15 protein-coding genes and 1 pseudogene are annotated in these 13,574 nt (G+C 52.2%); 6 read left to right on the forward strand and 10 right to left on the reverse strand.

Annotated elements, in window-relative coordinates:
- Nucleotides 1-7 precede the first annotated feature (7 nt).
- From thiM to OGX90_RS08950, 3 genes are read left to right on the forward strand one after another with little or no spacing between them, the layout of a single operon-like run.
- Nucleotides 8-796 (forward strand): hydroxyethylthiazole kinase, encoded by a 789-nt coding sequence (gene thiM, locus OGX90_RS08940; protein WP_234096343.1) that lies wholly within the window; start codon nt 8-10, stop codon nt 794-796.
- Entirely contained in the window at nt 793-1,593 is an 801-nt protein-coding gene (thiD, locus tag OGX90_RS08945) for a bifunctional hydroxymethylpyrimidine kinase/phosphomethylpyrimidine kinase (RefSeq protein ID WP_103014214.1), read from the forward strand. Before thiM ends, thiD begins: the two co-directional genes overlap by 4 nt.
- 42 nt (nt 1,594-1,635) lie before the next feature.
- Nucleotides 1,636-2,382: a GntR family transcriptional regulator gene (locus tag OGX90_RS08950; RefSeq protein ID WP_008785236.1), complete on the forward strand. Its 747-nt coding sequence runs from the start codon at nt 1,636-1,638 to the stop codon at nt 2,380-2,382.
- On the opposite strand, the gene OGX90_RS08955 is transcribed toward OGX90_RS08950, so the two are convergent.
- The 3 genes from OGX90_RS08955 to OGX90_RS08965 are packed head-to-tail and all read right to left on the reverse strand — an operon-like array spanning nt 2,356 to nt 5,596.
- Entirely contained in the window at nt 2,356-3,321 is a 966-nt protein-coding gene (locus OGX90_RS08955; protein WP_008785235.1) for a PfkB family carbohydrate kinase, read from the reverse strand. The genes OGX90_RS08950 and OGX90_RS08955 overlap by 27 nt on opposite strands.
- Nucleotides 3,318-4,322, reverse strand: coding sequence for an ADP-ribosylglycohydrolase family protein (locus OGX90_RS08960; protein WP_008785234.1), 1,005 nt, complete (start codon nt 4,320-4,322; stop codon nt 3,318-3,320). The genes OGX90_RS08955 and OGX90_RS08960 overlap by 4 nt, the downstream gene beginning before the upstream one ends.
- Nucleotides 4,319-5,596: a nucleoside permease gene (locus OGX90_RS08965; protein WP_008785233.1), complete on the reverse strand. Its 1,278-nt coding sequence runs from the start codon at nt 5,594-5,596 to the stop codon at nt 4,319-4,321. The genes OGX90_RS08960 and OGX90_RS08965 overlap by 4 nt, the downstream gene beginning before the upstream one ends.
- A 252-nt stretch (nt 5,597-5,848) precedes the next feature.
- On the opposite strand from OGX90_RS08965, the pseudogene fbaB reads away from it, so the two are divergent.
- Nucleotides 5,849-6,888 (forward strand): annotated as a pseudogene (gene fbaB, locus OGX90_RS08970) (class I fructose-bisphosphate aldolase).
- A 20-nt stretch (nt 6,889-6,908) separates the two neighbouring features.
- Here fbaB and yegS read toward each other — a convergent pair.
- From yegS to OGX90_RS09005, 7 genes are all read right to left on the reverse strand, one after another.
- A complete protein-coding gene (gene yegS / locus OGX90_RS08975) occupies nt 6,909-7,808 on the reverse strand; it encodes a lipid kinase YegS (RefSeq protein WP_181641072.1) in 900 nt (299 codons plus the stop codon).
- Between the two features lie 131 nt (nt 7,809-7,939).
- Nucleotides 7,940-8,671, reverse strand: a complete 732-nt coding sequence (gene artJ, locus OGX90_RS08980) for an arginine ABC transporter substrate-binding protein ArtJ (protein WP_003027308.1) — start codon at nt 8,669-8,671, stop codon at nt 7,940-7,942.
- 261 nt (nt 8,672-8,932) lie between these two features.
- Nucleotides 8,933-9,601, reverse strand: coding sequence for an arginine ABC transporter permease ArtM (gene artM, locus OGX90_RS08985; RefSeq protein ID WP_003840185.1), 669 nt, complete (start codon nt 9,599-9,601; stop codon nt 8,933-8,935).
- On the reverse strand, nt 9,601-10,317 hold the full coding sequence (gene artQ / locus OGX90_RS08990; protein WP_003027301.1) for an arginine ABC transporter permease ArtQ: 717 nt from the start codon (nt 10,315-10,317) through the stop codon (nt 9,601-9,603). Before artQ ends, artM begins: the two co-directional genes overlap by 1 nt.
- A gap of 6 nt (nt 10,318-10,323) precedes the next feature.
- Nucleotides 10,324-11,055 (reverse strand): arginine ABC transporter substrate-binding protein ArtI, encoded by a 732-nt coding sequence (gene artI, locus OGX90_RS08995; protein ID WP_003027298.1) that lies wholly within the window; start codon nt 11,053-11,055, stop codon nt 10,324-10,326.
- A 16-nt stretch (nt 11,056-11,071) separates the two neighbouring features.
- A complete protein-coding gene (gene artP, locus OGX90_RS09000) occupies nt 11,072-11,800 on the reverse strand; it encodes an arginine ABC transporter ATP-binding protein ArtP (protein ID WP_003027295.1) in 729 nt (242 codons plus the stop codon).
- A gap of 225 nt (nt 11,801-12,025) precedes the next feature.
- Nucleotides 12,026-12,541 (reverse strand): lipoprotein, encoded by a 516-nt coding sequence (locus OGX90_RS09005; protein WP_003834409.1) that lies wholly within the window; start codon nt 12,539-12,541, stop codon nt 12,026-12,028.
- A 520-nt stretch (nt 12,542-13,061) separates the two neighbouring features.
- Here OGX90_RS09005 and cspG point away from each other — a divergent pair.
- On the forward strand, nt 13,062-13,274 hold the full coding sequence (gene cspG, locus OGX90_RS09010) for a cold shock protein CspG (protein ID WP_020996661.1): 213 nt from the start codon (nt 13,062-13,064) through the stop codon (nt 13,272-13,274).
- A 10-nt stretch (nt 13,275-13,284) separates the two neighbouring features.
- The gene (gene ymcF / locus OGX90_RS09015) at nt 13,285-13,473 is read left to right on the forward strand and encodes a cold shock small protein YmcF (protein ID WP_071692589.1); all 189 of its coding nucleotides are present in this window, start codon (nt 13,285-13,287) and stop codon (nt 13,471-13,473) included.
- The last annotated feature ends 101 nt before the right edge of the window (nt 13,474-13,574 follow it).

The following is a 13,574-nucleotide window of genomic DNA, read 5'->3' on the forward strand; positions in this document are numbered from 1 at the left end:
CTGAACCATGCAGCCTGACCTGCACAGCCGCGCGCTCGCGGCTCACACTTTGCACCAATTTAGAATCTTATCCCCGCTCACACACTGTATGACCAATGAGGTCGTGCAAGGCTTTACTGCCAATACATTACTGGCGCTGGGCGCATCGCCTGCGATGGTTATCGAGCCTGAAGAAGCCAGCCGATTCGCCGCCATTGCCAGTGCGTTGCTGGTTAATGTCGGCACCTTAACTCGGGAACGGGCCGCGGCGATGCGTGCCGCAGTTGAGCATGCTCAGAATGCTAAAACCCCGTGGACGCTCGATCCCGTTGCCGTAGGCGCGCTTGAGTTTCGCCGCCGCTTCTGCCTGGAATTATTGTCACTACAGCCTGCTGCTATTCGTGGCAACGCTTCGGAAATACTTGCTCTGGCCGGCATGAACGGTGGGGGACGCGGCGTGGATACAACCGATACGGCTGTCGCTGCGCTTTCGGCAGCGCAGGCGCTGGCTCGTCAGATTGGGACCATTGTCGTGGTGACCGGCGAAGTGGATTACGTCACCGATGGTCAGCGTACCGTTTGCGTGGACGGTGGTGACCCGTTGATGACTCGCGTGGTGGGCACCGGATGTGCTCTTTCAGCGGTTGTTGCGGCCAGTTGCGCTTTACGTGGTGACCGACTTGATAACGTCGCCTCCGCCTGTAGCTGGATGAAACAGGCCGGGCAAATCGCCACCGGGCAATCAAACGGACCGGGTAGCTTTGTCCCGGCATTTCTCGACGCCCTCTATAACCTGAACGCCCAGGAGCAAGCATGAAACGGATTAACGCATTAACGATCGCCGGAACCGACCCAAGCGGTGGCGCGGGTATTCAGGCTGATTTAAAAACCTTCTCGGCGCTGGGCGCTTACGGCTGTTCCGTTATCACGGCGCTGGTGGCGCAAAATACGCGTGGGGTGCAGTCGGTGTATCGCATTGAACCTGATTTTGTCGCCGCGCAGTTGGATTCTGTGTTCAATGATGTGCGTATTGATACGACTAAAATCGGTATGTTGGCTGAGACGGACATTGTCGAAGCTGTTGCCGAACGTTTACGTCGCCATCGGGTACAAAATGTGGTGCTGGACACGGTGATGTTGGCGAAAAGCGGCGATCCGTTGCTGTCGCCCTCGGCGGTAGAAACGTTGCGTACCCGTTTGCTGCCGCAGGTTTCGATTATAACCCCTAATTTACCCGAAGCTGCTGCACTACTCGGGGCATCGCATGCGCAAACTGAGCAGGAGATGTTAGAACAGGGAAGGGCACTACGGGCGCTGGGCTGCGAGGCAGTGTTGATGAAGGGCGGTCATCTGGATAATGCGCAAAGCCCCGACTGGCTCTTTACGCGCGATGGTGAGCAGCGTTTTACCGCACCAAGGGTGATGACCAAAAACACCCATGGCACCGGTTGTACGCTATCGGCGGCGTTGGCAGCCCTGCGTCCGCGCCATAACAGCTGGGCCGATACCGTACAGGAAGCCAAACTGTGGCTTTCAGCGGCGCTGGCACAGGCCGACACGCTGGAAGTTGGCGAAGGAATCGGTCCGGTGCATCATTTCCACGCGTGGTGGTAATGGGTATACTGGCTGCAGAAACGGCGGCCAGGAAAAAGATAAATGGAACAAGCGCATACCCAGCTTATCGCACAACTGAATGAACGTATTTCAGCGGCGGATAACACGCCGCTGTATATGAAATTTGCGCAGACGGTGAAGAATGCTGTGCGCAGTGGGATCCTGGAGCACGGCAATATCCTGCCCGGCGAGCGCGACCTCAGCCAGTTGACCGGCGTTTCTCGGATTACGGTACGTAAGGCGATGCAGGCCCTGGAAGAAGAAGGTGTAGTAACACGTGCCCGCGGTTACGGAACGCAAATTAACAATATCTTCGAGTATTCGCTTAAAGAAGCGCGCGGTTTTTCTCAGCAGGTGGTGTTGCGCGGTAAAAAACCGGATACGTTGTGGGTTAACAAAAGAATTGTGCCTTGCCCGGAAGAGGTGGCACAGCAGTTGGCTGTTGTCGCAGGGAGTGATGTTTTCCTGCTCAAACGCATTCGTTACGTTGACGAAGACGCAGTCTCTATTGAAGAGTCCTGGGTACCCGCACATCTAATTCATGACGTGGATGCCATCGGTGTTTCGCTGTATGACTATTTTCGTAGCCAGCATATTTTCCCGCAGCGTACGCGCTCACGTGTTAGCGCCAGAATGCCTGACGCAGAGTTCCAGGCGCACATTCAAATGGATAGCAAAGTGCCGGTACTGGTGATCAAGCAGGTAGCGCTTGACCAGCAGCAACGGCCTATTGAATACAGCATCAGTTACTGTCGTAGCGATCTATACGTTTTTGTGTGCGAGGAGTAGCTCCTCGCGTGACGGGGCGCAATCGCCGCCGCGATGCCCAACTACCCAGGACGCCACCGCGTTACCTAACAGCACTGAGTCGGCCAGCGTCCAGCCAGATGCCAGCCCAGCCAGCATGCCGCCAGCGTGGCTGTCACCTGCGCCGATAGTATCAACGACCGCCGTTGCAAATGCCGGTACGCAGCCGGATGTCTGTGCGCTGAAATACCATGCGCCGTCTTTATCGTGCCGCACGACCACCGGTGCGGTGAAACGCTGCACCCATTCTGCGCCAAAACCTTCCACATCCTGACTTAATGCAAACCGCTCGGCAGCAATTTCCGCCTCTTGGCGATTGAGGGAAACCAGCGGACGACAGGCCATAATTCTTGCCAGTAAGGGCTCGGGAATGTCGCCGATGCGCGGGCCAAAATCGATAAACGGTGTCACCTCTTCCAGACCTTCCAGCCACTGCACCAGCAATTCACCGCACGGGGACGCTAGCTGATAACCCGAAAGATACACCAGGCTATGACGCGGGATATCCAGCTGTGCCAGCCAGGCGGCATTCCACTGATTCTCAACGCCGCTAAAAGACATAAAGGTACGCTCGCCATCCGGCTCCACCAGCGCCAGACACCAGCCGTTATCGCCTTCGGCATTGTCGATCCGGCTGTGCAGTCCCTCTTTTGCCATCCGGTTGCGGATAATGTCGGCCCACACTCCCTGGCCCAGTGGTAGAGCATTGCAGGCATCGATACCTAAACGCTTAAGCGTGACGGCGATATTGAGTGCACAGCCGCCAACGTTAACACCTTGCTGCTTGAGCTCTATGTCACAGCCGCGCCAGGGGAGGGCATACGCATCGGCAATGACATCAATCACCGCCGCACCCACCACCGTTACTGGCCGCTGTGTACGTAACTGCGAGAGAAGTTGTTGCAGATGCGTGTTGCTCATAGCGCCTCCCGCTGCTCGCGCAGTCGCATTAACCCGTTGGCGTAGTGGGTAAAGTCCAGCTGATTCACCGCGTCCAATTCCTGCTTCAATGCCGGGTTGATCGCGCTCACGCCGTGTAATGCACCACAAATGGCGGTTGCCATCGCCCCGATGGTGTCAGTATCGCCGCCGAGGTTAGCGCACAAAATGGCGCAGCGGTTAGGATCGGTCTGTGCCAGCTCAACCATGGCGATAGCGCAAGGAACGGACTCAATGGTGCTGGTTCCTGCCCCCACAACCTGATACAACTGCTCGCTGGCGGACTCGACGCCGTCGGCGTTACGGACGATTTTCAGCGCCAGTTCAAGGCGTGCACAAAGCGATGCGCTAAAGGTGGTGATTCGTTTTTGCTGCGCATGCAGGGCAATGGCAGGTAGCGCGTCGGCAATCTCTGACCATTTTCCTCCGTCGATGGCGCGCGATACCGCCCACGCGACGACAACGGCTCCCGCGATAGCCAGATCCGATTTATGCGTTGGGCTGGAGGCCAGTGCCACATCATCGATAAAGGCATCAAGATCGCGGGCGGGCAGCAGGCATCCCAGCGGGGAAACGCGCATTGCCGCGCCATTGGTCACGCCGTTGTTTTCCAGTTCGGCGACCGGTTTACCGTCACGAATAGCTTTCAACGCAATTTTCGAGGTCGGGCCGAGCACGTTTTTATTAAAAGCATCAAACTGCTCGGCCCAGGCCAGAATATTGCGACCAATAACGTCTGGCACAATTTCGCCGTCGCACTCAAGCAGGGCATCTGCCAGACACAGTGCCATGGACGTGTCATCAGTGAACTCCGCCTGGTTAAAATAGCAGGCGGCATTATTTTCCGCAGGGCCGGGCAAAAAACGGTCTATCCAACCGAAGTGTGCTTTAACCCGGGTTCTTGGCCACAGTTCCGACGGCATACCCATCGCATCCCCTAACGCCTGCCCATAAAGAGCACCGAGAATACGTTCTGCTTTCATTTTACTTCCCCTTGTTTCAACGCTACATCGCGATCGTCCACCTTAATGGCGGTGATTTCTTTGTCTGATTCGCGAAAGAAAATCATAAACATCACGGCAATGACGGCAATCATGACCGCGCCAAATCCCCACATGCCAGCCCAGTTAAAGGTGAGACCATTAACCGGTTCCTGATAAGCAAACATTTTTTCCATCATTACGCCGCCCAGACGGTAACCGAGCAGGCTGCCGAACCCCTGACAGCAGAGGGTGATAAGCCCTTGCGCTGCGGTGCGCATGTGGACCGGCGCTTTTTTATCGACATAGATGTAAGCCGTGACGTAATAGAAGTCGTAACTGACGCCGTGCAGCAGAATGCCGAGAAACAGCAGGGCGTAAGTGAAATATTCTTCCGCACCGCCGTAAACGAAAAATCCGTAGCGGATCGCCGCAGTAATAAGACCAAGCAACAATACCTTTTTAATGCCAAAGCGTTTGGTGAAAAACGGTAGCGCCAGCATGAAGAAGATTTCAGAGAATTGGCCCAGTGTCATCCAGCCGGTGGCGTTTTTCATTCCGACTTCTGTCAGGTAGCCGTTGGCAAAGATGTAATAGAACGCCAGTGGCATCGCAAACAGGAAAGAGCAAAAGAAGAAGACGAGGAAGTTCTTATCGCGCAGCAGGATCAGCGCATCCAGACCCAGCATAACTTTGAAATCCATTTTGCCGGTACTTTTTGGCGGCGTATCCGGTAAAAAGAAGGCAAAAACGCCTAACAATGCGGAGCTTCCGGCAGTGATAAGCAGGGGAATATTGGTCGGTGAGATGTCGTTATAGCCAAGCATTTGCGGTAAGAAACCGCAGGCCAAACCGGAGGCAATCCAGCCAATGGTGCCCATCACGCGGATGCGCGGGAAATCACGTTCAACATCCGGTACGTTGGCAAAAGCAATACTGTTGGTCAGCGCAATCGTCGGCATATAGGTCAACGAATAGGCCAGTAACAGAGGGAAGAATCCGCTAAAGGTGGTTTGCTGGGCGGCGAAGTACATCAGAATAGCGCCGACGAACATCAACACCGCCAGCACTTTTTGCGCGGAGAAAAAGCGGTCAGTGATTGAACCGACCAGAATGGGCGACAGGATCGCCGCAATGGCGGTGCAGGCGTAGGACCAGCCGATCTCACCGGCACTAAAGCCACTTTTACTCAGCCACAGCCACAGTGGTACAAACCAGGCGCCCCAGATAAACCACTCTACAAACATCATGAACGACAGCTTAACTGTAGTTTTCATCTTTAAATCCTTCATGACAGGTAAGGTACGCGCTGATAGTACCATTCAATAATACCTTTAAAATACCTTTGAGATTAAACTTTGACCGTCTTAACATTATTTTTTCCTGAATCGAGCCAGCAGAAGTTGCTGAAAAGTGCGCTAAAGATGGAAAAAAAGCGCAGTCGGTACCAGGCTTAATGCTGCCCGCAAAAAGGCGGGTCAGGACAATCCATATTCCGGTTTTAAACCGGAACTTACGGGAGCATAGCTATGACTGATATTGCGCAGTTGCTTGGCAAAGATGCCGACAGCCTTTTACAGCATCGTTGTATGACCATTCCTTCTGACCAACTTTACCTGCCTGGACATGATTACGTCGATCGCGTGATGGTGGATAACAACCGGCCGCCTGCCGTGCTGCGTAATATGCAGACGCTGTATAACACGGGGCGACTTGCCGGGACAGGGTATCGGTGGATCAGGGGGTAGAGCATTCTGCTGGGGCTTCGTTTGCAGCTAACCCGCTGTACTTTGATCCGAAGAATATTGTGGAGTTGGCTATCGAAGCAGGGTGCAACTGCGTGGCATCGACTTACGGTGTGCTGGCTTCTGTCTCCCGCCGCTACGCGCACCGTATCCCGTTCCTCGTTAAAATTAACCACAACGAAACGCTCAGCTATCCGAATACCTTTGACCAGACGCTGTATGCCAGCGTAGAGCAGGCGTTCAATATGGGTGCGGTTGCGGTAGGGGCAACCATCTATTTCGGTTCTGAGGAATCTCGCCGCCAGATTGAAGAGATTTCAGCAGCGTTTGAGCGCGCCCATGAGTTGGGTATGGTTACCGTGCTGTGGGCGTATCTGCGTAACTCCGCGTTTAAAAAAGATGGCGTGGATTACCATGTTTCCGCCGATCTTACCGGGCAGGCTAACCATCTGGCTGCCACTATCGGAGCGGATATCGTTAAGCAGAAAATGGCGGAAAATAACGGCGGGTATAAAGCGGTTAATTTTGGCTACACCGACGATCGCGTCTATACCAAGTTGACCAGCGAGAATCCAATTGACCTGGTGCGTTACCAACTGGCGAACTGTTATATGGGACGTGCCGGGTTAATTAACTCTGGCGGGGCGGCCGGCGGCGATACCGACCTGAGCGATGCAGTGCGTACGGCGGTTATTAACAAACGTGCAGGTGGTATGGGGCTGATTCTGGGGCGTAAAGCGTTCAAGAAAACCATGGCCGACGGCGTTAAGTTGATTAACGCCGTACAGGACGTTTATCTAGACAGCAAAGTCACTATTGCCTGATCCCTCGGATCGTCGTTGGGTTAGCGCAATAGCGGACAACCCGGCGGCAGTCTGCAACGTAGCGCAGCGGGCAGGATTTCAATATGAAACTCTTGTCCGCTGAGTGGTTCACCATCGAGATTAAAGGTAATTTCGTGTGGGGCGCGGATATCAAACCACGACGATGCGCCGTCAATAATGTTAGGGTTGTCTTCGGATTGCGTTAACGCCGAAAGCAGTCCTGGCAGTAGTTCCTCGCCGGTAAAAATGCGCAGTTGCAGCAGGCCGTCGTTGATCAGCGCCGTCGGGCAAAGCTGTTGCCCACCACCGGCCTGGCGACCGTTACCGATACCAATCACCAGCGCCTTACCCTGCCAGTGAAAATCCTCCCCACGAATGTCACAGATGTCGGGCTTGAGCGTATCCATGCGCATTAATCCGTGAATAAAATACGATACACCGCCCAGTGCGGCCTTGAGTTTTTCCGGCGTTTCGGTGGTGATGCGAGTGCCAAACCCGCCGGTAGCCATGTTGATAAAACAGGTTTTATCGTTGACCTGTACCATATCGATCGCAGTCGCATTTGCAGCGATAGCCAGCTTTAACGCCTTTTCAAGGTCATCGGGTATACCAACGCTGGTGGCAAAGTCATTCGCCGTTCCCAACGGTAAAATACCCAGCGCTGGAATATTGCCACCCTGCGACTGAATCAGCGCTGTCGAAACTTCGTTGATGGTGCCGTCACCGCCGCCGGCTATCACCGTAGCAACGCCTAGCTGACGAGCTTCATCAACGTAGCGTTGGGCATCGCCTTTTTCCCAGGTCACGCGAACATGGATTTCCACGCCTTCATCGCGAAGCTTCGCAATGGCATCACGCAGGGGGAGATTATCAGCACTTTTTCCATTGAGGATCAGTAAACTGGCAGGGAACGCTATCATCCGTTTGCCTCACTTTTTTTCGTTTTAACAAGTGTATGCCAGGAAAGCGTTTATGGCGTAAGAACTGACTGAAAGCGCAGGCGAAGAGATAAAAAAAGCCGCAGAGCGCGGCTTTTCAGATTGGGCAGACGTTACTGCGGGAACCACTGATCGCTGATTTTCTGGTACGTGCCGTCAGCTTTGATTGCCGCCAGCGCGCTGTTCAGTTTTTCCAGCAGGGCTTTGTTATCTGGGCGAACCGCGATGCCAAGGCCAGTACCGAAGTATTGCGGATCGGTTACTTTGTCTGTGGCTACGCCTAACTGCGGGTTGGTTTTCAGCCATTCGTTAACCACAGCGGTATCGCCAAATACGCCATCAATACGGCCATTTTTCAGGTCGATAATCGCATTCTGATAGCTATCGTAGGCCACGGTTTTCACCTCAGGATGTTTGTCCTGCAGGTATTTCTGATGGGTGGTGCCGTTTTCCATACCGATGCGCTTACCTTTCAGGTCGGCAAAGGTTTTATAGGTGTCTTTTTTCGCAATCACCAGCGCGGAGTTGGCATAGTAAGGCTGAGTAAATGCAACCTGCTTGCTACGCTCAGGTGTGATATCCATTCCGGAAATTACCGCATCATATTTCTTGAATTTCAGCGCGGGGATCAGGCTGTCGAAAGCGTGATTGGTGAAAGTACATTCTGCCTGCATTTGTTTGCACAGCGCCGTTGCCAGGTCGATGTCAAAACCGACAATTTTATTGCTCGCGTCCAGTGATTCAAATGGCGGATACGTGGCTGATACACCGAAACTAATTTTATCAGCAGCTGAGGCGCCAGCGGCGAAAGTAGCAAGTAATGCGGCCAGTACTAACTTTTTCATGGTGGAACTCCCGTCTGTCAATCTTATGATTATTACCGTGTCTGCGGCGTGGAGTAACAATGCCATTTTATGAATTTATATGCAATAAAAATGATTAAGTATTTTTTACAGTATAAAAAAAGACGGACAATTTAGGTTGTTGTCCGTCTTTATTATTTTGCTTTATGCATATTTGCTGGATGGCGGTGCTAGCACCTTATCCGGCCTACAAAAGGTGCATGAACCGTAGGCCTGATAAGCGTAGCGCCATCAGGCATATGCTTAATTCCGGTGTTCAAACGCCAGCGCTTTACGTTCGATTAAGCGCATCATCAGCGTCAGCAAACCGTTGACGATCAGATAAATCACACCTGCCGCACCGAAGACCATAACGTCATAAGTACGACCGTACAGCAGCTGGCTATAGCCCATGACTTCCATCAGCGTGATAGTGTAAGCCAGTGAGGTACTTTTAAATACCAGCACCACTTCGTTGGAATACGAGGAGAGGGCGCGTTTAAAGGCGTACGGCAACAGAATCGCCAGCGTATCCTTTTTGCTCATCCCTAACGCTCCGCAGGACTGCCACTGGCCTTCCGGGATTGCACGGATAGCACCGTAGAACAGTTGCGTAGTGTAGGCTGCACTGTTTAACGACAGCGCAATTAAGGCGCATAACCAGGGTTCAGAGAGCAGATGCCACAGTACCGGATATTCTTGCAATGCTGGAAACTGTCCTGGTCCGTAGTAGATCAGGAAGATTTGCACCAGCAGCGGTGTACCGGTAAACAGCGTGATATACGCGCGAACCAGCCACACCAGCACCGGCGTTTTCAGCGTCAGGATGACGGTGAAGATCAGCGCCAGCACCAGAGCAACCACGATGGAGGCGACTGTCAGCGTCAGGCTGGTATGCAGCCCTTTCAACAATTCAGGTAAATACTCAAGCATTAGCCTGGTCTCCGCTCAAAACGTGTCGCGCGCAGGTCAATGCGTTTGAGAATGTACTGACTCACCAGCGTAATCACCAGGTAAATAGCGGCCGCCACAATGTACCAGGTAAACGGCTCCTGGGTACGGGTGGCAATACTCTTCGTTTGTAGCATCAGATCGTTCACGCTGATAAGGCTGACCAGCGCGGTATCTTTCAGCAATACCAGCCACTGGTTACCCAGTCCCGGTAAGGCATGACGCCACATCTGCGGCATCACCAGACGAAAGAAGATCGCGGCTTTAGACAAACCCAACGCCTGACCTGATTCCCATTGTCCGAGTGGCACGGCCTTCAGCGCGCCACGCAGCGTTTGCGACGCGTAAGCGGCGTACAATAATGACAGTGCAATGACACCGCACAGGAACGGGCTGACGTCGAAGTTTTCGATCTGCATCTGAACCGGGATTTGTACAAACCCGAGATTGATCGTAAAGCCATCGGCCAGCGTCAGCAGCAGTTGTGAGGAGCCGAAATAGATAAACAGAACCACCAGAATTTCTGGCAGACCGCGCAGGATGGTGACCAGGGCCGAGCCCGCCCATGCCACCGGGCGCCATTTTACTGACTCCCAGACGGCAAAAAACATGGCGAGTGCAAGGCCAATGATCAGCGCACAAACGGCAAGGCCGACGGTCATCCCGGCGGCGCTTGCTAAAGGAAAAAATTCATTCATCAAATATTACTTCTGGAACCATTTGTTGTAGATGGTTTCGTAAGTCCCATCTTTCTTCACTTTTTCCAGCGCAGCGTTAAACTTCTGCTGCAGCTCAGTGTTGCCCTGACGCACCGCGATGCCCAGACCCGTACCGAAGTAATCTTTATCCGTCACTTTGTCGCCAACCGCGGCCAGTTTTGGATTGTCTTTCAGCCATTCGGTTACCACTGCGGTGTCACCGAATACACCGTCAATGCGACCGTTTTGCAGATCGAGTTTGGCATTCTGGTAGCTGTCATACGGCACAGTGGTCACTTCCGGATGTTTATCCATGATGAATTTCTGGTGCGTAGTACCGTTTTGAACGCCGACTTTTTTACCTTTCAGCTGGTCAATGCTGGTGTATTTACCCTGCTGGCCCACAAACAGCGCAGAGTTGTCGTAGTAAGGGGTGGTGAACAGCACCTGTTTTTCACGCTCTGGGGTGATGTCCATACCGGCCATTACCGCGTCAAAACGACGGAATTTCAGGCTTGGGATCAGGCTGTCGAAGGCCTGATTGGTGAAGGTACAAGTAGCGTCAATCTCTTTACACAGCGCGTTTGCCAGATCAACGTCAAAACCTACGATCTTGTTATTCGCATCGATAGATTCAAACGGAGGATAAGACGCTTCGGTGGCGAAACGAATGGTTTGGGCTGCGGTAGCGGAAAGACTAAAACCTGCGATTAGCGCGGCAATCAGAACTTTTTTCATTGTATTGTCCCGAATCTTAGTGAGAAAGATAGTTTTTAAACGCTTCGGTTTGCGGGTTGGCAAAGCAGCTCGCATCCCCAAACTCGACGATATGACCGTTTTCCATATACACCACACGACTGGCCGTTTTACGTGCAACTTCCACTTCGTGGGTGACGATCACCTGAGTAATGTTGGTTTCCGCCAGTTCGCGAATGATGCTGACGATTTGGGCGGTAATTTCCGGGTCAAGCGCGGCGGTCGGTTCATCAAACAGCAGCACCTGCGGCTCCATCATCAACGCGCGGGCAATGGCTACACGCTGTTGCTGGCCACCGGAAAGATGTAATGGGTAACGATCGCTGTAAGGCTTGAGGCGCAGACGTTCCAGCAGTTTCTCGGCGCGCGCCATTGCCTGCTCTTTTGTCAGACCGAGCACACGGCAGGGCGCTTCAATCAGGTTCTGCACAACCGTGAGATGCGGCCAGAGATTATATTGCTGAAAGACCATGCCCACGTTCTGACGCAGATCCCGAATGGCTTTATCTGACGGGGTCTTCGTGAAGTCGAAACGGTTGCCCGCAATAGAGAGCGTGCCCGAGCGCGGCATCTCAAGCAGGTTGAGTACGCGCAGCAGCGAGCTTTTCCCGGCTCCACTTGGGCCAAGTAACACCAGTGTTTCACCCTGAGGGCAATCCAGCGTGATATCGAACAGCGCCTGATGTGCGCCGTAGAAGCAGTTAATGCCGTTTAATTGAATACTCATTGACACTCGATACTGGCAGTCTGATAGCTATTGAAGCCGCAGATACTACCTTTGACAGAATAGTTATGCAATATTTATGCGTTAAAAGTTAAATGCAAACCGCATTCTTCTCTAAACATAGCACAAAATAGCGGGGCCACCAGTGGGCAAGAATAAATGTCGGCATTCTATGCAGAATGCCAGACAATTTATGGGGGTTATGATTTAAGCGGGTGAATGGGGCGGTTAGCGGTTTTCGACAGACTGGCGCAGCGTCCCGGCTGGCGCGTGTACGCTGCCGCCCAGATAGCGTACATCATCAACGACCCAGCACTGACCTTCACGGATCATCAGCACTTCATCACGCCAGCTTTGGTCACCCTGTTTCAGCTCTACGCGCAGTGGAATGTTGCGTGCATCACTATTCGGAATAGTCGATGCGCTGGCGACACTGGCGCTGTCTGGTAACGTAGCGCGACTGGAGAACGGATCGCTGTTAAACAGATCGCGGTGTGCATTATCACGGCTGGCATCGGTCAGCAGTTTAGCCAGATTGTCGCTCAGGTACGGACGAAGGGCGGTAATATCATTGTTTCGATGCTGAATACGGTAATCATAGAATTGTTGAGCCACGCTGTCTGGCCCACCTTCTATGCATGAACCACTACGCGTGCCGTTATCTTTATAGACCGGCGTCACGGTCGTACAGGCGCTGAGAAGTAGTGCACATGGAACCAGCAGAGAGAGTTTCGAATAGCGCATAATGATTTCCTTATAAGCTTCCTACTAATTGTGTTCTACGATGAACAATTCGGTCTAACTAAAGATTGTATGATCGATTAACACATTGTTTTTGCTAAAGCAAATTCGCGGACACCCCACCTGAAGTATGTTGGTGGCGCTCGTTGCCAGCTTCAGCTTTAGTATATCAACCTGCAACGGGGCGTTGGCGGCCATTCATGCTTCTTATACTGTATAGACCATCTGAGCATTTGCATGTTCCATTTGCCGCGCTTTACGCATGGCTAAACAAAACTCATGCCGTGTTGTTGGCTATAAGGGACTCCGGATGGCTAAAATAAGAGTTGCTTAATCTCGGTGCCCGTGCGTTAATGATCCGGGCGGTTTGAATAACAGACGATATACAAAGTAGTTTACTCAAGCAATTCTCATTTTCAGGTGTAACCCGTTTATCCCCTCTTTGAGTTTCTTCATTAAGCACTACGAAGTTTCTGTCATAAAAACCAAGCTTGCCGAAAGGCTCAAATTAAGGAATAAATATATGTCTACTAAAATGACTGGTTTAGTTAAATGGTTCAATCCTGAAAAAGGTTTTGGCTTCATTACGCCTGCAGATGGCAGCAAAGATGTCTTTGTCCATTTCTCAGCGATTCAAAGTAATGAGTTTAAGACGCTGAATGAAAACCAGAAAGTCGAATTCGGTGTGGAGCAGGGACCTAAAGGTCCATCCGCAATTAATGTTGTGGCGCTTTGAGGTAACTATTATTACTAATCATATTCACTTTCGCTGTCCATGTTGCCATGGTTCCCAATACAGAACATCAACCTTTGATGTTACTGAGGGAAATCCGTTCGGGGCAAAATGTATTTTTTGTAAATCAAAAATGATTACATTTGATAACGTAGCAATGTACATTCAGTCCGGCCAGGCGCCATTAGATTTTAGAAAATAATAACTTCAGGCCTCCAAACATCTGGGGGCTTTTTTATTTCTGGCGGCATGCCAGTCAAATAAAAATAAAAAACGCACCACCTGAAACCGCTACACATCAAC

Source organism: Citrobacter sp. Cpo012 (assembly GCF_030333015.1).
In the GTDB taxonomy this organism is placed as follows: Bacteria; Pseudomonadota; Gammaproteobacteria; order Enterobacterales; family Enterobacteriaceae; genus Citrobacter; species Citrobacter portucalensis.

What these genes read in the sequence shown, in the direction of transcription:
- yegS (WP_181641072.1), bottom strand. Translation starts at nt 7,808, where the DNA reads ATGATAGCGTTCCCTGCCAGTTTACTGATCCTCAATGGAAAAAGTGCT.
- OGX90_RS09005 (WP_003834409.1), bottom strand. Translation starts at nt 12,541, where the DNA reads ATGCGCTATTCGAAACTCTCTCTGCTGGTTCCATGTGCACTACTTCTC.
- OGX90_RS08955 (WP_008785235.1), bottom strand. Translation starts at nt 3,321, where the DNA reads ATGAGCAACACGCATCTGCAACAACTTCTCTCGCAGTTACGTACACAG.
- thiD (WP_103014214.1), top strand. Translation starts at nt 793, where the DNA reads ATGAAACGGATTAACGCATTAACGATCGCCGGAACCGACCCAAGCGGT.
- OGX90_RS08960 (WP_008785234.1), bottom strand. Translation starts at nt 4,322, where the DNA reads ATGAAAGCAGAACGTATTCTCGGTGCTCTTTATGGGCAGGCGTTAGGG.
- thiM (WP_234096343.1), top strand. Translation starts at nt 8, where the DNA reads ATGCAGCCTGACCTGCACAGCCGCGCGCTCGCGGCTCACACTTTGCAC.
- OGX90_RS08965 (WP_008785233.1), bottom strand. Translation starts at nt 5,596, where the DNA reads ATGAAAACTACAGTTAAGCTGTCGTTCATGATGTTTGTAGAGTGGTTT.
- artP (WP_003027295.1), bottom strand. Translation starts at nt 11,800, where the DNA reads ATGAGTATTCAATTAAACGGCATTAACTGCTTCTACGGCGCACATCAG.
- cspG (WP_020996661.1), top strand. Translation starts at nt 13,062, where the DNA reads ATGTCTACTAAAATGACTGGTTTAGTTAAATGGTTCAATCCTGAAAAA.
- artI (WP_003027298.1), bottom strand. Translation starts at nt 11,055, where the DNA reads ATGAAAAAAGTTCTGATTGCCGCGCTAATCGCAGGTTTTAGTCTTTCC.
- artJ (WP_003027308.1), bottom strand. Translation starts at nt 8,671, where the DNA reads ATGAAAAAGTTAGTACTGGCCGCATTACTTGCTACTTTCGCCGCTGGC.
- OGX90_RS08950 (WP_008785236.1), top strand. Translation starts at nt 1,636, where the DNA reads ATGGAACAAGCGCATACCCAGCTTATCGCACAACTGAATGAACGTATT.
- artM (WP_003840185.1), bottom strand. Translation starts at nt 9,601, where the DNA reads ATGCTTGAGTATTTACCTGAATTGTTGAAAGGGCTGCATACCAGCCTG.
- artQ (WP_003027301.1), bottom strand. Translation starts at nt 10,317, where the DNA reads ATGAATGAATTTTTTCCTTTAGCAAGCGCCGCCGGGATGACCGTCGGC.